This window comes from Bartonella japonica (assembly GCF_040545385.1).
Lineage (GTDB): Bacteria > Pseudomonadota > Alphaproteobacteria > Rhizobiales > Rhizobiaceae > Bartonella > Bartonella japonica.
The window spans coordinates 37,678-59,402 of the sequence record NZ_JBEPLT010000009.1; the positions used below are offsets into that span (position 1 = coordinate 37,678).

A 21,725-nucleotide genomic window follows, 5' to 3' on the forward strand; every position below is an offset into this window, starting at 1 on the left:
AAAATAACGAACCATTAGATATTTTAAAAATTATTTATTCTTAAAGATTGCCTACTTATTGTCATACTCATTGATCAAAATTTCACGTTTTCCAACATGATTAGCACTTCCAACGATACCTTTTTCTTCCATGCGCTCAACGAGCGAGGCCGCTTTGTTATAACCAATTGCAAGCCGACGCTGAATATAAGATGTCGAACATTTTTTATCACGCATAACAATCTTTACAGCTTGCATATAAAGTTCTTCACCCTCATCATCCGAATTTTCTTGCGTAGAAGCTCCAGTAACTGAATCAATCGTCTCATCGACTTTATTATCGTCTTCACCATCCGTTACCGTGGTTAAATAATCAGGCTTTCCTTGCATTTTAAGGTGGGCAACCACAGACTCAACTTCTTCATCAGAAACAAAAGGACCATGAACACGTACAATGCGTCCACCACCTGCCATATGAAGCATATCTCCCTGCCCCAACAGTGTTTCAGCACCTTGTTCTCCCAAAATTGTACGACTGTCTATTTTTGATGTTACCTGAAAAGAAATACGAGTAGGAAAATTTGCTTTAATCGTACCAGTAATAACATCAACAGACGGACGCTGTGTAGCCATAATAAGATGAATTCCTGCCGCACGCGCCATTTGCGCCAAACGCTGAATGGCATTTTCAATTTCTTTACCTGCCACCATCATAAGATCGGCCATCTCATCAACAACCACAACGATATAAGGAAGCTGCGTAAGATCCATGGCTTCTTCATGATAGAGCATTTCGCCACTTTCTTTATCAAAACCCGACTGTACAGTACACATGATCGTTTCGCCTTTTTGTGCCGCAAGAGCAACACGTGCATTAAAACCATCAATATTACGCACACCTAACTTAGCCATTTTGCGATAACGATCTTCCATTTCACGAACCGCCCATTTTAAAGCTGTTACCGCTTTTTTGGGATCTGTGACAACAGGCGTTAAAAGATGTGGAATTCCGTCATAAACAGAGAGTTCTAGCATTTTAGGATCTACCATGATTAAACGGCACTGCTGTGGTGTCATTCGATAAAGAATCGATAAAATCATTGTATTAATTGCAACCGATTTGCCCGCCCCTGTTGTTCCTGCAACCAATAAATGAGGCATTTTTGCTAGTTCTGCAATGACAGGATCTCCATTAATACCCTTTCCCAAAGCAAGGGCTAATTTAAATTCGCTTTCACGAAAAGATCTTGTTTGAATTAATTCTCTTAAATAAACAGTTTCACGAACCGCATTTGGCAATTCAATCCCAATAACATTCCGTCCAGGAATCACAGCAACACGTGTAGAAATAGCAGACATAGAACGAGCAATATCATCAGAAAGATTAATAACACGCGATGATTTTACTCCAGCAGCAGGCTCAAATTCATACATTGTCACCACTGGTCCTGGATGCACATGGATAATTTCACCCTTAATGCCAAAATCTTCTAAAACACTTTCCAAAAGCCCAGCACTGCGCTCTAATGTTTCCTGTGAAATTGTAGAATCTTCATGAAAAACAGGTTTTTGTAATAAATTAATAGAAGGAAATTCATAAACATCATCAAGAGATTGAACCCTTGGCGTAAAAGAAGAATGATAATCGCCTAACAACGTGCTAGAAGATTGCAATATTTTACCTTTTTGCTTCATTCCAGAAAAATTTTCTGAATTCTTTGTGTTTCCTTCAGTTCTAGCATCAGAAATACTACTGCTATTCGGAACTTCTGTAGTCGACTCTCCATCATTTAATGTGTCATTTTTATGTAATCTGTCATTTTTATGACTTAACGTATCAGCAGAATCTTCAACAACAACTTTAGAAGAAGATTTTGAAACCTCTTTAATAGGATCATTCTTTGCATGCATTAAATTAGAAGTTTTCTCAATTTTCTGTATTCCTTCTGCATGAGATTCTGAGGTAATAGAATCATAGAATTGTGGGAAACGGTATTCAAGAACACGATAAAGAGCCGTAATTGACTCATCAAAAGCAGAAGTTGTACTGGAAGAAATTTCATTACCCGTAGAATCAACCGATGTTACAACCTCTCTCGGAATTTGCACATCAACCTGTTCTAAGATACAGGATCCACACTCAAAAAATGCGTCATCAGAAAGATAAAAAACAGAATTTGTTTTTTGCATCAAATTTTCTACTTGTAATTCATGCTTCTTTGTATCTTTCTCAAGTGGCTGACGATCCGCTTTCTGCGACAATTGCTTCAAAACTGTTTCATGACAAATTGATGCCTTATTTTTTATTGATTGAGAATTAACGACTCTTTTTGTTGAAGGGATCTTCTTTGTGTCCTTATTACAGTGTGTAATATTTGTAGGATCTTTTTGCTCTTTCCTATCCGTAAAAACTTTAAACTGTTTCGCAAAAACTGGATCTTTTTCTATGCGACGACGCAGAATCTCAATCTCTGGTGTTCGCGTAAAACGCACATTTTGTCCGAGAGTGAATGCCTTTTTCCACACTTCTGGATAAGGAAATGTCTCGGAAAGCTTAGTATATGAATTTCCTTCTGATATATCTTGAACACTCTCATCAGAAAAAGAGGACGTAGAAATGGATTTTATTTTTGAATTATGCATGGCATCCAACAAACTTATAGCAATGAGAACAATCACTTCTTCAAAAAGAATGCATAGAAACTATAATATGAAGGTTAATAACATTTTGCTGACTGTCATTTTTTAGCAAAAATAATGTAACAATTTTTCTCAATGAGACTTTTTTCAAAAGTATGAGGCTTTTTTCAGAAATATCAGATAAATTGCAACGTCCATGGTGGCATAGAGCTATCCTTCATATTTTTATAAAGAAATTTTTTTATAAAAAATTACAGAAAATTTGCTCATTATTTTATTTTCTTCTCATTTCATAAATGAGTACAATAATTACAATTATTTAGCATAAAAATATCTAGCATAAAAAGTCCTCTTATAACTTTCCCGTCTTATTGTCACACAATAGACTGGTTTAGACTGGTTCCTCGACCGTTTATAAGATTATCCTTGTTATTTTTATCCAAAAAAGCTCAAATAGGATATTATAATAATACAACAATAAGGGAGTGAAACATGTTTAATAAGCAAAAATTTTATATCAATGGTTTATGGGACGATCCAAGCACTCCTCATGATTTCCACGTCATTGATCCATCAACAGAAGAGGCTTGTGCTGTTATTAGCCTAGGCAGTGCAAAAGATGCAGATAAAGCAATTAGCGCTGCTAAAACAGCTTTTCAAACTTGGAAAACAACGAATCCCAATGAACGCCTCAGCTTCGTTGAAAAAATTTTAGAGATCTATGAAAAACGTTCGAAAGATATGGCAAAAACCATTTCAATGGAAATGGGAGCACCTATCGATATGGCCCTTAATGCACAAACCGCAGCCGGTAGTTCCCATATTCGCAACTTTATCAAAGCTTATAAAGAGTTTTCATTCCAAAAAACTTTAATAAAAGGAAATGAACAAGCGATTCTTCATTATGACCCTATCGGCGTCGTAGGATTGATTACTCCATGGAACTGGCCCATGAATCAAGTAACCCTTAAAGTTATTCCAGCTCTTTTGGCTGGCTGCACCATGGTGTTAAAGCCCTCTGAAATTGCTCCTCTTTCTGCTATGCTCTTCGCTGAAATTTTAGATGAAGCTGCCCTCCCAGCCGGTGTTTTTAATTTAATCAACGGAGATGGTCAAAATGTTGGCTCTTACCTCTCTGCTCATCCCGATTTGGAAATGATTAGCTTTACCGGATCAACAAAAGCAGGGAAAGATATTTCTAAAAATGCCAGCAATACTTTAAAAAGGGTCTGTCTGGAACTGGGAGGCAAGGGAGCTAATATTATCTTTGCCGATGCTGATAAAAATGCTATTCAACGTGGTGTACAACATTGCTTTTATAACAGTGGACAAAGCTGTAATGCACCAACACGCATGCTTGTGGAACAAACCATTTATGATGAAGCTATTAAAATAGCCAAAGATATTGCTGAAAAAACAAAAGTAGGACCAAACTACCAAGCAGGAGACCACATTGGTCCGGTTGTTTCAAAACAACAATATGATAAGATTCAAAATCTTATCCAATCTGGAATTGATGAAGACGCAACACTTATCGCCGGTGGAACAGGCTTACCCATAGGAATGGAACGGGGTTATTATGTCCGCCCAACAGTTTTTGCTGATGTAAAACCTAATATGCGTATTTTTCAAGAAGAAATCTTTGGCCCAGTTCTCTCGATTCTTCCCTTTAACACAGAAGATGAAGCTGTAGCCTTAGCCAATGATACAAAATACGGTCTTACAAACTATATACAATCGCAAGATCGTAACAAATGCCGCCGTATTGCTGCACAAATACGATCGGGTATGGTAGAAGTGAATGGACATGATTTACCCGATGGGAGTTACTTTGGAGGCATAAAATTCTCTGGACGTGCCCGTGAAGGTGGTCACTGGGGAATCAAAGAATTTCTTGATACCAAAGCAATTTCATACTGGTAAGTGACTTTATGAAAAGTTTAATAGGAATCATATGATAACACAGAAAATAACGGATGAATGTTCTCTTGGACAAAGACTAGATCAGTGGCTTGCTCAACAATATCACAATGCACTGTCGCGTTCACGTCTGCAAACCCTCATCCGTGAAGGCTATCTTAAAATTGACGGTCAATGCGTAAAGGAACCAAAAACAAAATTAAAACCTCATCAAATCATTGAACTGTCAATGCCTGTTCTTCGTGATGCAGAACCTAGCGGTGAAGCCATTGCATTAGATATTCTCTTTGAAGATGATCATGTCATTGTTATTAATAAACCAGCTGGTCTTGTTGTTCATCCTGGTAATGGAAATTGGACGGGAACATTAGTTAACGCTCTGATCTATCATTGTGGGAATAGTCTATCTGGTATTGGCGGTGTTAAACGCCCCGGTATTGTTCATCGTCTGGATAAAAATACAAGTGGCGTTATGGTTGTTGCAAAAAATGATTTTTCTCATAAAAATCTTAGTGCCCAATTTTCTGATCATGGACGTACCAACGCACTAGATCGACGTTATCATGCCTTGATTTGGGGATGTCCTAGCCGTCATGTTTGGACAATTGATGCACCTCTTGGACGTTCTCCTCATAGCCGAACAAAGCAAGTTGTCTTTCATGAACAACATCCTCATGCTCGACATGCTGTTACGCATTTTTCTCTCTTAGAAAAATACGAAATTCATGCAAAAACAGCTTCCTTGGCTAGCCTTCTGGAATGTCGTTTGGAAACTGGACGTACTCACCAAATCCGTGTTCATATGGCACATATCGGGCATCCGCTCATAGGTGATCCTGTTTATGGAAATGCTTTTAAAACGAAATCAAATATGCTGAATCCCATCATTAAAAATGCAATCGATCAATTTAACCGACAAGCACTGCATGCAGTTAGTCTTACTTTTGAACATCCTGCTACAGGTAAAATTATGTCTTTTTCTTCACCACTTCCTCAAGACATGGCTGAACTTATCGAGCATTTAAAAAAATAAATTGCAACCTTTAACCTTTTCAGGATTTCACAATAAAATATCTATTTTTTAAAAATATCTCTTTTTGAACAAAATTGAAAATTATGCTAAAGTAAAGTCAAAGAGATGTTTAACATCTAGAAATGGAATTTGCCTTATGAGGGAATTCATGAAAAAGGAGGGTGCTATATGGCCCATATGAATATGCTATCAGTAACAATAGGTGACGGAGGATTGAATCGTTACCTTGAAGAAGTGCGTCGTTTTCCAATACTGGAGCCAAAAGATGAGTATATGTTGGCTCAACGTTATCGTGAACATAATGATCTAAAAGCTGCACATAGGTTGGTAACCAGTCATTTGCGCCTTGTAGCAAAAATTGCAATGGGATATCGGGGCTATGGGTTGCCTATTGGAGAGGTCATTTCAGAAGGGAATATAGGGCTTATGCAGGCTGTTAAGCGCTTCGAACCGGAACGCGGATTTCGCCTTGCAACCTACGCTATATGGTGGATTAAAGCATCAATCCAAGAATATGTATTGCGATCTTGGAGTTTGGTGAAAATGGGAACGACTGCGAATCAAAAGCGCCTTTTTTTCAATCTTCGTAAATTAAAAAATAGGCTTCAAGCACTCGATAGTGGCGATCTTAACTTAGAACAAGTGAGAGAAATTGCAACCCAATTGAATGTTACAGAAGATGAAGTTGTATCGATGAATCGTCGACTTGGAGGTGACACTTCACTCAATGCACCTCTTCGTACAAAAGAAGGTGAAAATGGCGAACTGCAAGATTGGTTAGTAGATGATTCCAAAAATCAAGAACAAGCTTTGATCGAACAAAATGAATTGGAAAATCGCCGCTCCATGCTTACAGATGCTATAGATAATTTGAATGAACGCGAAAAACGTATATTCAAAGCACGTCGTTTAAATGATCAACCACTGACGCTAGAAGAGCTCTCAAGTGAATTTAATATAAGTCGGGAACGCGTACGACAAATTGAAATGCGTGCATTTGAAAAAGTACAAGATTCTATCAAAGCTATTGCTTCATCCCAAAATCAGATGTAGCGTTGTTGAGTATAAAGCCAACTTTTTGTATATTCTTAAAATGAAGAAAGAGTAAGTTTCGTTGGCTTTATGCTTTTTGAAGTTAAACTTCCAAACTCTTTTATGGTGAAAATTCTATCATAACTTCACCCATATCATGATTTATTTTTTCTGACCAAAATCTGTTAGTTTATTTGGTTGTGCAAGCCATTGTCCAATTACTTCATTGAAAATGGATTTACCTGTTTGTCCCTTTGTAAAAGTCAATTCCTTGATACGTCCGTTTTTATCAGTTATTATCAGACGCATCCAGTCTAATTCCCGCATCAATTGTAAATTACGGTCAAGAACTGAATGATTACCACTCAATGCAACAAGAAAAAAATTATCACTAATCTTTGCTGTGACAGTCTTTAATAAATCCTGCCCAATGGATTGTTCACTTGCTTTAAACGCTAATTTTTGAACACTGCTTATAGCTTGACCTGAAAATTTATCAGAAGCAACAAAAATAAGATCCATAATATAAGCAGCAGGAAAAGAAAAATCAGTATTACGACGCAAAATCAACCGTAACGATAATCCTTCATCTGGTATCGTTATATCACCTCGGATTGCCAATTCTTCTGGATCCCCCTTCACACGAGACTCTTTTATAAGTGTCCAACGAGCATTCCCCATTGCCACTTTTTCCGCCTCATTATTTGTCCGCGCTTGATAAAAGATAGCTTCACCTAGCTGTTCCAAATTGCTTTCAATAATACTTGAGGTTTCTACTTCATTTGAAGAATCTGCCATTTGATCTAAACCAACATCAATTTCGCTCCCATCTTCTAATAAACGCTTTGTTAACTTTCGATATCCCAAAAGTGCCTTTGGTAATGCATGAGAAACTTGAAGGTCTCCCTCAAGAATCTGATAGTCATTTGATACAAACACACGCCCCACAACAAAACAAATACCAATAGTTAAAACGAAAAAACTAAAAAGAGCAGAAGTACCTATCACAATACGCCTTCGCATCGACAACCGATTAGCACGGCGCACAGCTTGAGAAAAAATATGCGAAACAATATGCGGATTATCTCCTTGTGAAAAGGCAGGCAAAGAAGAACTTTTTAATATACTGTCTCCAACATGCTGAGGATCCGAATAAGCTTCCATATTAACAGGCTCTGCATCTGGCATAGCGAACACAGAAGATTTATCAAGCGTCGTATTATTCTTTAAACTTGTGATCGCTTCCTGCTTTTTTTCTATTTTTCCCTCTGAAAACACATCACCTTGTGACAATGGAGAATTTTTTGTGTATCCGTCATTTTCAGATACACCTTGAGGGTTCCACCCAATAACTGAAGCAAGCAGCTTCTTTTCTATCGCTAAATATTCTTCTTCAACAGTTGCAATAGCACTTTGCAAAATCTTTCTTTGTTCATCTGCCATTGCTTGTGGCACTGTTGCTACAACAAACTGATGTTCTATTGTTTCGATAGCTCGCTCATAAATCCGCTTGCGCACTTGTGGTGTTGTATTACTTTGCGCATCAATTGCCTTCTTTAAGATTCCAACGAAATCTACCATACCCTCGATAATCTTTCTCAAACTGAGAAAATAGATCCCAGCTTTCAGACCAAAAAAATCCTTTATTTTAGCCTTCTCAATTGATTGTCATTTATTGATATATTGTAACAGTTTAAAATGAATATGAAAAATAAACAATGCTATTTCATACCTCTCTCCTGTTCCTATATCTTTCTTCATAAAAAAGCACAGCAATAAACGAAAAAATCTATACTGCAATCTCAAAATAATTATTAATTTGCAAAAGGATCCGTAATAAGAATCGTATCTTCACGTTCAGGACTCGTGGATAATAAGGCAACCTGTGTACCAATCATTTTTTCAATATAGCGTATATATTTGACAGCCTGCACCGGTAAATCTTCCCAGTTTAATGCATGTGCTGTTGCTTTTTTCCAACCTTCGAATGTTTCATAAATAGGTTTCACACGCGCTTGTGCTCCCATAGAAGATGGTAAATAATCAATTTTTTTACCATCAAGCTCATAACCAACACAGATTTTAATTTCATCCAGTCCATCTAAAACATCAAGCTTTGTTAGTGCTATACCCTGAACTCCACAAATTGTTACCATCTGACGTACTAGAACAGCATCAAACCAACCACATCGACGTTTTCGTCCCGTCACAACACCAAATTCCTTCCCACGAATCCCAAGAAGTTCGCCAATATCATTCATTTGCTCTGTTGGAAATGGCCCTTCTCCAACACGTGTTGTGTAAGCTTTTGCAATCCCTAAAACATAATGAATTGAAGTAGTTCCCATACCTGAACCAGTGCATGCCTGTCCAGAAACTGTGTTGGATGACGTTACGTAAGGATAAGTCCCAAAATCATTATCTAGTAAAGCACCTTGCGCACCTTCAAATAGAATATGTTTTCCCATCTTATAATTTTCTTCTAAAAGACGCCACGTGCAATCCATAAAGGGGAGAATTTCATCCGCTACTTGCATGAGCTCATCATAAAGCGCTTGAGGATTAATTTCTGCAACGCCCATACCTCTGCGCAAAGCATTATGATGTCCTAAAAGTCGTTCGATCTTAGCCATAAGCGTATCAGATTCCGCCAAATCCATCACACGGATAGCACGACGCCCTACTTTATCTTCATAAGCAGGACCAATACCACGCTTTGTCGTACCAATTTTTAAACCCGATAAACTACTTTCGCGGGTTGCATCAAGATCACGATGTAAAGAAAGAATCAAAGGAGCATTTTCTGCAACACGTAAAATTTCCGGTGTAATTTTTACACCCTGATCACGTAATTTTTTTAATTCTTCTACAAAATGATGAGGATCAACGACAACACCATTACCAATAACTGATAATTTCCCACGAACTAAACCAGACGGCAAAAGCGATAATTTATAACTAACCCCATCAATAACTAATGTATGACCTGCATTATGACCACCCTGATATCTTACCACGATATCTGCTCGCTCGGATAACCAATCTACAATTTTACCTTTGCCTTCATCGCCCCATTGTGTACCAACAACTACTACATTGGCCATAACTTTCTCCGTCGTGTTTGGTCAACTAAAACCAGCATTCAAAAACAAACACCTCTTTATAACGAAACCTTAGAGCAAGTGCGACTCTTCATTTTAATTTTCCCAATCTTCAAGCAATTAAAACTTCAATTTTATGATAATAAAGGCAAAAAATACCGAAATCTAAAATATATTTTTATTTTAAATCCGTTATTTCTCCTGCAAAAAGTATAAAAATTTAAAGATTTTGGTTTTTAATTTCTCCAAAATCTAATACCATTTCTGTACAATCTTCATAACTTTTTGTAATCTGACAGTATCTGAAAACTATCATCTGATACAATAATATGACAAATCATCGTGGCTTCCCATATTCTTTGTTTTGCAAAAAAGTTTTGTTATAAAGAATCGCCAATAATTACTTAAAGTAAAGCTTTTTCAACCTGAAAAGCCCATTCAAGCCATTCTGTTAAAATTTCAATATCAGAAGCTTCAATCGTTATCCCTGTCCAAACCCGAAGCCCTGGAGGAGCATCTCTATACGAACCAATATCGTAAGCTACCCCTTCTTCATCAAGACGGTTTACAACTGCTTTTATAAAAGATGCGCGTTTTTCAACACTCAAAGCAGTAATAACAGGATCCACAATATCTAAACACACAGATGTATTAGAACGTGTTCTAGGGTCTTTTGCCAAATATTCTAACCATGGTGTTTTACAAACAAAAGCATCAAGTACAGAAAAATTTTTCTCAACTCGCGCCCTTAGAGCCCGCAAACCACCCTGTGCCTTTGCTCACTTTAATCCATCAAGAAAATCTTCAACACATAGCAAAGAAGGAGTATTAATTGTGACCCCCTTAAAAATACTTTCATTCAATTTACCATCTTTTGTCATACGGAAAATTTGAGGTATGGGCCAAGCTGGAACATAATTTTCAAGCCGCTCAACAGCACGAGGACTCAAAATCAACATACCATGCGCAGCCTCTCCTCCTAAAACTTTCTGCCATGAAAAAGTAACAACATCCAATTTTGAAAAATCAAGATTTTGTGCAAAAGCAGCTGATGTTGCATCACAAATTATTAATCCTTCCCGCTTATCTGGAATGAAATCTGCATCAGGAATTCGCACACCAGAAGTTGTTCCATTCCATGTAAAACAACATCACGATCAAAATCAATTTGCGTTAAATCTGGCAATTCACCATAAGGAGCTTCAAAACATCGTACATCAGAAAGCTTTAATTGCTCAACAACACTGCAATCCAGCCCGAGCCAAAACTTTCCCATGCTGCTATATCGACGCCGCGCTCACCCAATAAAGACCATAAAGACATCTCAACAGCGCCAGTATCTGAAAGCAGGGACAATCCCTATACGATATTCAAAAGGTACTTCAAGAACTTCACGTGTTAAATCAACAACTTCAGCAAGCTTTAAATCTGCTACTCTTGACCGGTGTGAACGCCCAACTAGTGCCTTTTTAAGAACTTCAAAAGTCCAACCAGGGCGCTTACTACAAGGACCCGAAGAAAAATTAGGATTATTTGGACGATAACTTGGTTTTTTTAACATTACCATTATTTCTCCCCCTATATATGCCCCATTTTTCTTTAAAGAAAAATAAATTGTTATTGCAAAAAACTTTTCCAATAATCTTTTTCGAAATCAAAAATGTTTTCTATTTATTTGTAAGCTTAAAATACGTAAAATCCTAGCCAGAAATATCCCCCTTAAATCATATCCCAAGATTGATTCTAAAAAGGGAATTACTCGCATCATTACCACAATAAGACAGCATATCTTGATGGTCGTAAAGTAATGCATCGTAATATAGCTATCAAGTTTATTTTATGATAAAAAGTTATTATAATTTCCTAGATTACGGAGAAAAATTATAAAAAAATCAATTATTTTTCTTTTGATGGCTGGACAGAGAAAATTTTAATGTTATAACCGCACACGTTTCACGTGTTTTGTGGAATGTGCCCAGATAGCTCAGTTGGTAGAGCAGCGGACTGAAAATCCGCGTGTCCGTGGTTCGAATCCGCGTCTGGGCACCATGTCTTTTCCTTATTGTATTTAGTATATTATTCTTATTCTATTTTTTTCACTATGAGGGATTCATAAATAAAAGTGAGGGGATAGATTTTTACATTTTCCTCTGGAGTGTATTGTAGATTTCAAGATTAATTGTTTATTTATGAGAGAGGTCTAAAGCATTTCTTATTCTGAGAATTGATTCTATAATCCCCTCCCTATCCCAAAAGACAAGAATTTATCACTTGGTTCTCTGAGCATATTTTCACCCACATAAGCACTCACCTTGCTTGTTATGTTTTAATATCTCTCTTGCTAAGTTTGTGCTTATCACAAGAAGATCTTTCTGTTCCAAATAAATTGAAAACCAACCAATACAAGAAGCGTATTTATTTGTTGCGCACCCAGCGAGAAAGCTCAACCCGCACATCAGCATCGCTTTTCTTGTTTACTGCATTTTCTATTTTCAGCCGTATTATTGCTCTCTTGACGATAATCCTGTCTGCTTTGTAATTGGACCAATCATATTCAGCACCCGAACCAATGCCACGTTTGTCATTTGACTTAATTGAAGCCTCCCCTACCTTGTAATAATCCCTTAAAAAATCATGCGCTTCTATTGCTCGCTTAATCTCTTCTAAAGAACTTTCCGCGAGTGAGTTTTGAAACTGCCTTGCACACAAGATTACCCCTGAGATACCCTCCATGCCAAATTGATAGCCTTTTAAAGCAGCCATCAAAGCAAATGATCTTGTCTTTCCTGATCCTCGTCCACCCCAAGCCGCACGCACCGCTGCCTTGCCTGTAAAAATAGGAATGAGCTTTGGAACAATCTTAATCTGTCTTGTCGTCATTCATTGTTAAAGGAGCGATTTCCACATGCCCGATCAGCTTTATCGCTCCTCCATTCTCCCCTATTACCTGTAAAGGCAACACCTTACCAAGCAACGCTAAATAAGCCGCTGGGCAACTAACAGCTTGCTTTTCTAAATAAGAAACCAAACCATCATTGCCTATTTTATTGCCTGCATTCTCAGCGGCTTTAATCACCGCTTCTTTCAAAATACGCGTCATTTTATTTGGAACGCCTTTGACACGTCCCACTCCTGCTTTAGGAGGTATACGCTTAGGAGGTGACTGTGGAGTTTGAATAGCATTTTGTGACGTCATAAAATACGCCCTCTAGATAATAAAAAAACCCCGCAAATGCAGGGCTTACAAAATAAATACAACCAATTTTAGATACAATACGACTAGTGTAGCGACACCATTAGACACTAAACAAAACACTCTGTCAACAAAAAATCATGATATTGTGTTTTTTTATTTTCTTCACCTAAATATAGTGTTTTTAACAACAGATGAAATGTCGTTGTACCATCTTAACGAATCAATTATACAATAGTATCAAGTATTTGTGCTCGTAATAAAGTAAAAATAGGGGGGAAACAGATGATAAGCACAATTATATTATCCATAATCATAACAATTACAGAGGTTTTATTTTGCTCTGATTAAAAAAGAGCGAAATGCGAATGATTCATAAAACCGGAAAAATGTTAAACAAGCAAGTAATACCAATATGACAATACAAACACCACAAACATCAGAGACATTTCTTGAAAGATAAGATGATACATCTTCTCAATGGGAAGAAATACTCAATATACAAAAAGAAATCCATGAAACAAGAAACGCTGGTATTGTTTCAAAAAAAGAAATTACATTAATAACTCTTATAAGCATATGTTTATCTATTATTCTCATGATACTAGGCAATGCAGATAGAGAGCAGATGGATGCTATAACCGCAATAGGACTAGTTATGCGTGTTGCTCATATACACTTCCCTACCAATCTCTACGGTAGTGTACATAGTGACAAAGAAAAAACTGAAAAAAGCTATTAAGCAACTAGACGAAGAAATTACTAACCAAACCACAGAAATAAGAAGAGAAAAATAACTATGGCAATACTTGCAATGATCTTTTTTATTTTTCTTCCTTACTCTATTATTAAGCACCTAAAACTATACCGTAAAGTGACTAGAGCAAGGAATTTATTGTTTCAAGAACTAAACAGAGCGATTGACGAGTAAAAAAGCGGGGGCATTAATGTTATTTTTCAGAAAAGATGATGTAATAGTTGTAATAGCAATACTCATATTTATCAGTATAATGTCTATCATTATTAATTTACTTTGGCGTTTTAGATTGAAAATTCCTGCTTATTTATTTTCATTAACAACCGCTGTACTTATTTGCCCTATGTTATTCTTTTTATTCTCTAAATGAGAATCAAAATATTTCTGTAGAGCATTCAGAGCAACTCGTAGTGAACTTACAAGATGCGGTAATGATTGATCTTCTATAACGATAGACTGTAACGCTGCATAAAGATTATACTGTCTATAGAGACACTGTGCTTCTTTTAGTGCCTCTTGCACAGCTTGATAGTGATTGGTTGTTTTTTGAACCCACTGTTCAAGTTTATTTGGATCTGAGCTTGTACATACATCATCATAAACAGCGCCAAGCAATCCTTTTGCACAAAGATAATTGTTCCTTATCTGTAGATATTGTTGCGCATCTTCATATTGCTCTTGAGTGAGCTCACCTTTCAAACAAAACCGTCCTATATAGGTACCAGCGAACAGCTTTTTTGCCTCTTGTAGCGTTAAACAAAAACGCTTTGCACACGCATTTTTCTATTGCCAACGTATCAGACGACTTCACGGAGTATTTTTTTCATGATATACGGCCTTTTGGTGCGTCTTAACTGCCCCATAATTTAGAATATCGCCTATTTTCGTTTTTTCACTTATACCCTCTAATGTATATTTTCTCCGCTTTTGTAAATGCTCATTAATTTTTTGCGTGAAATATTCTTCGATCTAATCGTCTTTTAGCTTCACACCTAATCGCCAAACATCGTACAATCTTGACAAAGAATTATGCGTAAAATACAATAAAATCAATATGTTATATAATTATATTATATGTGAATCCCTTTTAGAATCCATAGTTTTATACGTGATTCATTTGATCATTTACATAAAATTGTCATGTATTATAGACCATAAAAAGCAAATCATGATGCAAATATTATAATGCATGTGTGCATTCAAATGAAATGATGCGCAACAAAGATTTTCTTCCGGTCTATATTTTGCAAGATGGTGTTCTCATTAGCCAGAAATCCCCCTTCTTTTCTTGCCACTAGCCATGCAAGCCATTCACCCGTAACGCAAACTAAATCAATAACAAATAAGAAAAGGACAAAAGCTGTTCACTTCAAAAAACGAGACATCACTTTTTAACCTTAAACAGACTTATAAAATTAAGTTCAAAAAAATTGTTATGAAAAAACACTTACATTGCTTTATAAAACCATTTCAGTGTTTCTCAACACATTGGAAAACATTAATGATATAGCTATTTAAATTGATTACGCTGATAAATTAGCACTTTATATATTCAACATATAGATATAAATAGTCTATATTGAATAGATTAAAACTGTAATATCTTACCTTTATATAATAAAATTAAGAACTTTTTTAAAATTTAAATATTAAAAAATAAGTTATAACTTTAATGTAAAAATTAAGATAACAATAATAGTTGTGTATTTTTTACACCCTACCATCTGAATATAGAGAATATAGAAGCGTATAAATATGATCCTAAATCAATATATATACGTTTTATCTTCTGAAAAATTGGTGCTAGGCTTTTCCAAAATATATCATGATCACCTGGATATGCAGGAATAATAACTTTATTCAATAAAGAATCAACTTCATCGTCAATAACTATGTTTGTTGTGCAAACAGTATAAACAACAATAATAGATGCTTCTTCTTGAAAAACTGCACGCTCAGACGCTTTTACGCCAAATGAAATACTTAAAATAACAGCGCATATAGCAAAGAAATATCTTATATTCATATTTTTACTTTTCTTTATATTTTTTAACAAATATACATAATGTAAATAACACAATATTATATTTATGTAAATAAAAAATAATACAGAAATAAAAATTACATTTTGTATTTAAATTAATGCTTATACTATATATAATAAATTTATTATAACTAAAATAAGAAAAAACAATTTACAATGCTTGTTAATGATATTTAAATATAAATACTATATAAGATACATTACTGTTTTTAGATTGTCATTTATACAGTATATAAAGCTTATTTTCTCCTAGTATATTCCCTTTCATCACTGCCAAAAATAAAAAAGAAAACTTTATTATATTCTCTTTTTTGGTCTTTATATAACCCTCAACGCCTTGGCTAAAAATAGAACTACCCTTTCTTTGACTTAATAAGAGGTGTGGATTTTTTGATCGCCAATGCAACAAAAGATGCAATCAATACTTTCAGAAAATCACCAATCAAAAAAACGAATGTACTCATTATTGCTGCCCATAAAGGAGTCTTAGTAATATACGCCATCCATGGTATTCCCAAAAGAAAGACGACGCCAACTCCACCCACAGCATTTATCACACATAATATAACAAAATTTAATCGCTGCCAAAAGAGCTCAACCATAAAGCCAATAAAAAATGCACCAACCGCAAAACCAATCAGATAGCCAGCCGTAGGACCTAAAAAAACGCTCATGCCTCCATGTCCACCAGGTAATACAGGCAATCCAACTGCTATAAGTACAAGAAAAAGCAATGATGCCAAGAAGCCTCTTTTCGCCCCAAGTATAGATCCTGCTAACATAGGCCCCATCGACTGAGCAGTAATCGGCACACCAAGAGAAATGGGAAGATAAATAGCAGGAAAACTACTTAAAACCACGTAAATAGCCGCAAATAAAGCAATATAAGTTAGATCTTTTGTGTTCATTAATTACCCCCTTACTATGAATAACTGTGTACCATCGTTAAATATTTTCAGTATCACCGTCATAACATCGCGCATCGAGTGCTTCAGCAACTTCTGAAGCCATCCTTATTGTTCGTATAATTAACGGTATTGCCAGAGCGGCAATATTTTTATCAAGTCCACGTGCTCGCTGTGCTTCATGCACTTCATTAAATTTCTCACTAACAACCGGAATAAACCTGATTGCCAAAGATAAAACCATACTAAATTTTGATGGGTTTATTCCAAAACGTCGAAATGGTTGAAGCCATGTTTCAATTGCACTCACCATATCCGAAACTTTCGTTGTTAAAGATACAAGTAATGCTAAAAAAATGAGAGAAAGAAACCGCAATATAACCTCACAACCTGTAAACCAACCTTTAAAAATAACTTGGAAAACAAAGATAAATATTAAAAGTAACCCCATTGATTTAAGCTGCTTCAACACATTGTTAAAAGGAACCTTAGCAATTCTATACAGTAAAACTACAAATAATAAAAAAAATAAAAGAAGTGGTACGGCTGATACCATCAATAGAATGGTTGTACACACAACAAGGAAAAGCAACTTAATTCCTGGTTTGAGTCTATGAACAAAAGTATCTTGAGGAAGATATAAACCGATCACGACATTCTTCTTACATATTCTTTGATAGCAACAAAAGGTACATCATCAACAACTATTTCCCCCTTATCAAATACAAGCACTCTATCAAACCTTTCGAGAAACTCCAAATCATGTGATACAATAATCACCGTTTGTGATAATTCTTCTATAACTTGCGTAACACGGCGCTTATTTCGCAAATCAAGTAATGTCGTCGGCTCATCGAAAACAATATAGTCTGGTTTCATGGCCACTACACTAGAAATGGCAACGAGTTGTTTTTGTCCACCACTTAATAAGTGAACTGCGTGATTTCTAAACGTTTGAAGATCATAGCGCTGTAAAATTTCATCTACACGCTCCTTAATTTCATCTTTACTAAGTTTCAGATTTTTAAGACCAAAAGATAAATCTTCTTCCACCAATGGTAAAACAATTTGATTATCTGGATTTTGAAAAACAAACCCTACTTTACGCTTTACTGCCTTTGCATCACGCTTTGTATCAAGCCCATCAACACTTATAAAACCATAAGATGGTAATTGTAGCCCATTGATCAAACGAACAAATGTACTTTTTCCAGAACCATTGGCACCAATAACAGCAATTCTCTTTTCTGTAAGCTGTATAGTAATATCTTTCAAAACACACAAATCACCAAAGACTTGTGTCACCTTATCAAATTTTATAATCCCCAAAACTTTATTCCTATCAATCCCTTTTATTATCTCTTTTACCGCTATCGCTTCAGTTTATAGCCCAAGAATAAAAATAAACACCATACAGGAATAATAATAACGGACAAACTCATATCAGGCATCTGCACAGGAATATATGTTTCAAGAAAAGATACTCTTATTCCTATCATATCAAAAAATTTGACCATTAACCCATTCTGTCCAAAGCCACTTAAAAACATAATACAAAATAATAAGGCTAGAAAGCAGAGGCAAAAATAGTTGGCGTAAGGATATAAACCAAATGCATAAATAAAATCGCCTTTTTTATTTTTATGTGCCTTTCGAAACTTCAAATGAACAATAACAATAATAGCCCAAGTTATAACCGCTGCCGCAGTTGCAAGAGCCATAATCCGCATAAAACTATTATCAGGAACAAAAGCATTAACAACGATAATCAACGCAGTACAAATTGATGAAAAAAGGATAGCGACATAAGGAACACGAGCAGCACTAAGTTTACTAAAAATATGTGGTGCATTTTTCTGCATAGATAAACTATAAAGCATACGTCCATTGGAATAAATGCCACTATTGTAAACAGAAATAGCAGCCATAATGACCACAAAATTCAAAATATGACCAGCAGCTGGAATTCCTATAGTCTCAAAAATTGTGACAAACGGACTACCATTTTTCTCGATCATGTTCCACGGGCTTATCATCATAATGATGCTCATAGAGCCAATATAAAAAATTATAATCCTCCACATAATTTTACGAATAGCTATGGGTATTGTTTTTCGTGGATTTGATATCTCTCCAGCAGCAATACCAATCAGTTCTGTACCTCCAAAAGAAAACATCACCACACATGTAGCCAAAACAACGCCCACTACACCATAAGGGAAAAAACCGCCATGTGCCCAAAGATGGTAAATACCTGCTTGATCCCCACCTATTCCAGTTATAATGAGAAAAATTCCCAAAATAATCATACCAACAACAGCAGCGACTTTAACCAAAGCCAAACCAAACTCAAATTCACCATAAAAACGAACATTCAATAAATTGATTAATGTCACCAACAAAAGAATACTAAAAGATGACTTCCAATGATCAATCAAAATCCAGTGATCTAGATAAAACCCAATAACTGTAAGTTCAGTCATACTAACGAGAACATAAAGAAACCAATAATTCCAACCTGTTATAAAACCAGCTAAATCTCCCCAATATTTATAAGCAAAAAAACTAAAAGTACCAGATGTTGGTTCTTCTACAGACATCTCACCAAGCATTCGCATGATGCAATAGATAATAATCCCCCCAAAAAGATAAGCTAGAATGGTTGAAGGACCAGCTAATTTTATAGATTCTGTTGACCCATAAAAAAGCCCCGTTCCAATGACGCCTCCCAAAGCAATCATTTGAACATGACGATTTTGAAGGTTACGCTTTAATTCATTATGCTTTTCTTCAAACATCATTCCTCATTACTTTTGTTGAATTCAAACTCAATTTTTATAGAAATAAAATAATCGGAGTTTTTATACCTCTTATAAAAAAATACAAAACGGACATAAACTTATTTTTTTGTCACAATGCAACCGCTTATTTTGCTGTGCATTATGCAATTGTTCCATTTAAATTATAGGAAGAAATATGCTTCGCCCTTTACTCAAATTCATGACATTCATTTTCGTTACACTAACAATTATAGTCTTTGCCATTGATAGCGTACATTCTATGAGCGCATCACACTGGACAACAACCCCCTTGAGTAAAATATTGGCAAATCTTCTGCAAACAGATATCTATGAATTGAACCAATCTCTACATAATATCATACCTTCTCCCCTATCCTCAATTTGTATTGCGCTTACTTGTTTACCAGTGTGGTTTATATTGGGTGCTATAGCAATAATATTTTGTACATTGAATCGCGAAAAACAAAAGCCCTTTCATAAAATATCGTATATATAAAAGGAAGAATATAACTGATATTGAAAAGCCTTTTCTAAAGTCATTGTACCATACACAATCAACACACGTTAGAGAGTCTTATTTTATCAAGAGAGCTGAAAGCTACTTTGATAACAGGCACATACAAAAAACGCCTAATCAAACATACACCAACTCTTATGTTTGCTATAAATAACTAAAGTATAAGCTCGTTTTCATTCATTAAAAGCAATGGACTACTTAATTTAACTTGCCATTCCTGCTATAAAAATCTGTACAGAAGAAATTGAATATATTGCAATAATTAAAATCGCTTATGATCTTTCATTTATCTTTTCTAAAAGTTTTTCTCTGTTTTCCCACACCATAAATTGCATACAAAAATGCCTTCTTATAATATCAACTTCCTTATAAAATTAGAATTTATTGAAATAATTAAGAAAAATTCTAAATCCTATCAAAGGCGGCGAACTTATCTGCTTAAAAGAACAAAATAAAAAAACTGGATAACCAACAACTGTAGTTATGATAAAATAATACTATTGAGAGTGATTACCCGCTATCTCTTGAAAAAACCAAGATACTATTATCGAAAATAATTTGAAAGCTTCGAAAAAATATCTAGCATCCTTATTAATGAGAAGACGGAGGCACAACAGTTTCAGAAAAATTCCGTTCTTCTAAATCCGCAAACCGCCTTGTTAAGATATTAATTTTTTTAGACATCTCATTCAAACTTTTCCATTGATCTGTCACCACGCAAGAAAGCTCTTCAATAAGCCTTTCCTGATAAGCTAGTTTCGTTTCCAGTTCTATCAGTCGATTTTCATCCGACATAGTTTTTACTCCATTTTCAATAAAAACATGTTTAATTTTATTAAAGCATCCTTTTTATCCTCATTTTTATAAAAATGAGAAGTAATTTTCTACAAACTCCACTGATCTTATCTGCACTTCACAAAGAGTGATGATACTTCATATTCCCTCAATCGCTTTTTCAATAAATTGTTTCATTTTCCATTAAAGTAAAAGATATTTTTATCTTAACGGAAATATCCTGATATCACTTTCCATTCCCAAAATGCACTTTTTATACAAGTTCTAGATTTGATATGATCGTCAATTGAAAACTATTTAATCATATTAAAATAAAAATACTGTTCTGTTCTTAATTGTCATGAAGGATTCTTCTTACCCCAACGAGTACCATCTCATAAATTATTGAAAAAATGTATACTTGCTTTTGTGCATAGTTTTGGTTATTACCCTCAAGCTAATTCTTGTTTGTTTAATGTACAAGCATATGCCGCATTAGCTCAGTTGGTAGAGCACATCATTCGTAATGATGGGGTCGCTGGTTCGAATCCGGCATGCGGCACCGTTTTTTATTTAATAAATTGAAATATATAGATTTTTGTTCAAATAGAAATTTTTGGACTATCTTTTATTCCACCTTTTACGGTTTATACAACTTTACCTAATTTGTTTTCATTGGCTCCTCATTTTTTTCTGATGCGAATGCGAGTAGCTCTTTTTTCTGTACTGAACAACTCTCCCTAACTTATACGTTTGTAATTTGTCACTGAGTTTTGTACATTTTGACATCAGATTTTGTATCAATTTATTTTTTCACAGTTTTTCGAATGAGCTTTTAAAGAAGCAAACTCTTCAAAGACTTCTCAAAGGTTCTTTGAAACTTCCTAATTTTATATACTCCTAAAACAAACCTATTACTTTGCCGATTCTAAAATGACAAAATACTCTTCTCCTTCTTGCATATGTACAATCATACAAATATTGCTCTTTATTACTCAGTTTTTATTTTTTCAGCACCTTACTCATTTC

15 protein-coding genes, 2 tRNA genes and 2 pseudogenes are annotated in these 21,725 nt (G+C 35.2%); 6 read left to right on the forward strand and 13 right to left on the reverse strand.

The window, feature by feature from the left end; all coding sequences use genetic code 11:
- Positions 1–51: 51 nt before the first annotated feature.
- Complete coding sequence (locus ABID39_RS05055) at positions 52–2,622, reverse strand: DNA translocase FtsK (RefSeq protein ID WP_354186674.1); 2,571 nt, start codon at positions 2,620–2,622, stop codon at positions 52–54.
- A 489-nt stretch (positions 2,623–3,111) separates the two neighbouring features.
- On the opposite strand from ABID39_RS05055, the gene ABID39_RS05060 reads away from it, so the two are divergent.
- The 3 genes from ABID39_RS05060 to rpoH all read left to right on the forward strand — a co-directional run bounded on the left by ABID39_RS05060 (position 3,112) and on the right by rpoH (position 6,625).
- Complete coding sequence (locus ABID39_RS05060; RefSeq protein WP_354186676.1) at positions 3,112–4,542, forward strand: aldehyde dehydrogenase family protein; 1,431 nt, start codon at positions 3,112–3,114, stop codon at positions 4,540–4,542.
- Positions 4,543–4,573: 31 nt separating this feature from the next.
- Positions 4,574–5,572 carry an RluA family pseudouridine synthase gene (locus ABID39_RS05065; RefSeq protein ID WP_354186678.1) on the forward strand — a complete coding sequence of 333 codons (999 nt, stop codon included), beginning with the start codon at positions 4,574–4,576 and terminating at the stop codon, positions 5,570–5,572.
- A gap of 168 nt (positions 5,573–5,740) precedes the next feature.
- Positions 5,741–6,625, forward strand: a complete 885-nt coding sequence (gene rpoH / locus ABID39_RS05070; protein WP_354186680.1) for an RNA polymerase sigma factor RpoH — start codon at positions 5,741–5,743, stop codon at positions 6,623–6,625.
- Between the two features lie 141 nt (positions 6,626–6,766).
- On the opposite strand, the gene ABID39_RS05075 is transcribed toward rpoH, so the two are convergent.
- The 3 genes and pseudogenes from ABID39_RS05075 to ABID39_RS05085 form a co-directional block, all read right to left on the reverse strand.
- On the reverse strand, positions 6,767–8,185 hold the full coding sequence (locus ABID39_RS05075; protein WP_354186682.1) for a hypothetical protein: 1,419 nt from the start codon (positions 8,183–8,185) through the stop codon (positions 6,767–6,769).
- 233 nt (positions 8,186–8,418) lie between these two features.
- A complete protein-coding gene (locus tag ABID39_RS05080) occupies positions 8,419–9,708 on the reverse strand; it encodes an adenylosuccinate synthase (RefSeq protein ID WP_354186684.1) in 1,290 nt (429 codons plus the stop codon).
- Positions 9,709–10,109: 401 nt separating this feature from the next.
- Positions 10,110–11,272 (reverse strand): annotated as a pseudogene (locus tag ABID39_RS05085) (phosphoserine transaminase).
- A gap of 406 nt (positions 11,273–11,678) precedes the next feature.
- Between ABID39_RS05085 and ABID39_RS05090 the strand changes: the two are divergent.
- Positions 11,679–11,754 (forward strand) — tRNA-Phe (locus ABID39_RS05090).
- Positions 11,755–12,279: 525 nt separating this feature from the next.
- Here the strand turns inward: ABID39_RS05090 and ABID39_RS05095 are convergent.
- From ABID39_RS05095 to ABID39_RS05130, 8 genes and pseudogenes are all read right to left on the reverse strand, one after another.
- Positions 12,280–12,585, reverse strand: a pseudogene (locus tag ABID39_RS05095) (phage terminase large subunit); the annotation flags it as partial.
- Positions 12,566–12,901 (reverse strand): hypothetical protein, encoded by a 336-nt coding sequence (locus ABID39_RS05100; RefSeq protein WP_354186686.1) that lies wholly within the window; start codon positions 12,899–12,901, stop codon positions 12,566–12,568. The pseudogene ABID39_RS05095 and the gene ABID39_RS05100, both read right to left, overlap by 20 nt.
- Positions 12,902–13,958: 1,057 nt before the next feature.
- On the reverse strand, positions 13,959–14,387 hold the full coding sequence (locus ABID39_RS05105) for a hypothetical protein (protein ID WP_435521308.1): 429 nt from the start codon (positions 14,385–14,387) through the stop codon (positions 13,959–13,961).
- Positions 14,388–15,372: 985 nt separating this feature from the next.
- A complete protein-coding gene (locus ABID39_RS05110; protein WP_354186688.1) occupies positions 15,373–15,681 on the reverse strand; it encodes a hypothetical protein in 309 nt (102 codons plus the stop codon).
- Between the two features lie 371 nt (positions 15,682–16,052).
- On the reverse strand, positions 16,053–16,607 hold the full coding sequence (locus ABID39_RS05115; RefSeq protein ID WP_354186690.1) for a biotin transporter BioY: 555 nt from the start codon (positions 16,605–16,607) through the stop codon (positions 16,053–16,055).
- A 37-nt stretch (positions 16,608–16,644) separates the two neighbouring features.
- Complete coding sequence (locus tag ABID39_RS05120) at positions 16,645–17,256, reverse strand: energy-coupling factor transporter transmembrane component T family protein (RefSeq protein WP_354186692.1); 612 nt, start codon at positions 17,254–17,256, stop codon at positions 16,645–16,647.
- Positions 17,253–17,933, reverse strand: a complete 681-nt coding sequence (locus ABID39_RS05125) for an energy-coupling factor ABC transporter ATP-binding protein (protein ID WP_354186694.1) — start codon at positions 17,931–17,933, stop codon at positions 17,253–17,255. Before ABID39_RS05125 ends, ABID39_RS05120 begins: the two co-directional genes overlap by 4 nt.
- Before the next feature lie 41 nt (positions 17,934–17,974).
- Positions 17,975–19,402, reverse strand: coding sequence for an amino acid permease (locus ABID39_RS05130; protein WP_354186696.1), 1,428 nt, complete (start codon positions 19,400–19,402; stop codon positions 17,975–17,977).
- Positions 19,403–19,580: 178 nt separating this feature from the next.
- Between ABID39_RS05130 and ABID39_RS05135 the strand changes: the two genes are divergently transcribed.
- Positions 19,581–19,901 (forward strand): hypothetical protein, encoded by a 321-nt coding sequence (locus ABID39_RS05135; protein WP_354186698.1) that lies wholly within the window; start codon positions 19,581–19,583, stop codon positions 19,899–19,901.
- Between the two features lie 612 nt (positions 19,902–20,513).
- Here the strand turns inward: ABID39_RS05135 and ABID39_RS05140 are convergent.
- Positions 20,514–20,717, reverse strand: a complete 204-nt coding sequence (locus ABID39_RS05140; protein WP_354186700.1) for a SlyX family protein — start codon at positions 20,715–20,717, stop codon at positions 20,514–20,516.
- A 468-nt stretch (positions 20,718–21,185) separates the two neighbouring features.
- On the opposite strand from ABID39_RS05140, the gene ABID39_RS05145 reads away from it, so the two are divergent.
- Positions 21,186–21,258 (forward strand) — tRNA-Thr (locus ABID39_RS05145).
- Positions 21,259–21,725 lie beyond the last annotated feature (467 nt).

What these genes read in the sequence shown, in the direction of transcription:
- ABID39_RS05055 (WP_354186674.1), bottom strand. Translation starts at nt 2,622, where the DNA reads ATGCATAATTCAAAAATAAAATCCATTTCTACGTCCTCTTTTTCTGAT.
- ABID39_RS05060 (WP_354186676.1), top strand. Translation starts at nt 3,112, where the DNA reads ATGTTTAATAAGCAAAAATTTTATATCAATGGTTTATGGGACGATCCA.
- ABID39_RS05065 (WP_354186678.1), top strand. Translation starts at nt 4,574, where the DNA reads ATGATAACACAGAAAATAACGGATGAATGTTCTCTTGGACAAAGACTA.
- rpoH (WP_354186680.1), top strand. Translation starts at nt 5,741, where the DNA reads ATGGCCCATATGAATATGCTATCAGTAACAATAGGTGACGGAGGATTG.
- ABID39_RS05075 (WP_354186682.1), bottom strand. Translation starts at nt 8,185, where the DNA reads ATGGTAGATTTCGTTGGAATCTTAAAGAAGGCAATTGATGCGCAAAGT.
- ABID39_RS05080 (WP_354186684.1), bottom strand. Translation starts at nt 9,708, where the DNA reads ATGGCCAATGTAGTAGTTGTTGGTACACAATGGGGCGATGAAGGCAAA.
- ABID39_RS05100 (WP_354186686.1), bottom strand. Translation starts at nt 12,901, where the DNA reads ATGACGTCACAAAATGCTATTCAAACTCCACAGTCACCTCCTAAGCGT.
- ABID39_RS05110 (WP_354186688.1), bottom strand. Translation starts at nt 15,681, where the DNA reads ATGAATATAAGATATTTCTTTGCTATATGCGCTGTTATTTTAAGTATT.
- ABID39_RS05115 (WP_354186690.1), bottom strand. Translation starts at nt 16,607, where the DNA reads ATGAACACAAAAGATCTAACTTATATTGCTTTATTTGCGGCTATTTAC.
- ABID39_RS05130 (WP_354186696.1), bottom strand. Translation starts at nt 19,402, where the DNA reads ATGTTTGAAGAAAAGCATAATGAATTAAAGCGTAACCTTCAAAATCGT.
- ABID39_RS05135 (WP_354186698.1), top strand. Translation starts at nt 19,581, where the DNA reads ATGCTTCGCCCTTTACTCAAATTCATGACATTCATTTTCGTTACACTA.
- ABID39_RS05140 (WP_354186700.1), bottom strand. Translation starts at nt 20,717, where the DNA reads ATGTCGGATGAAAATCGACTGATAGAACTGGAAACGAAACTAGCTTAT.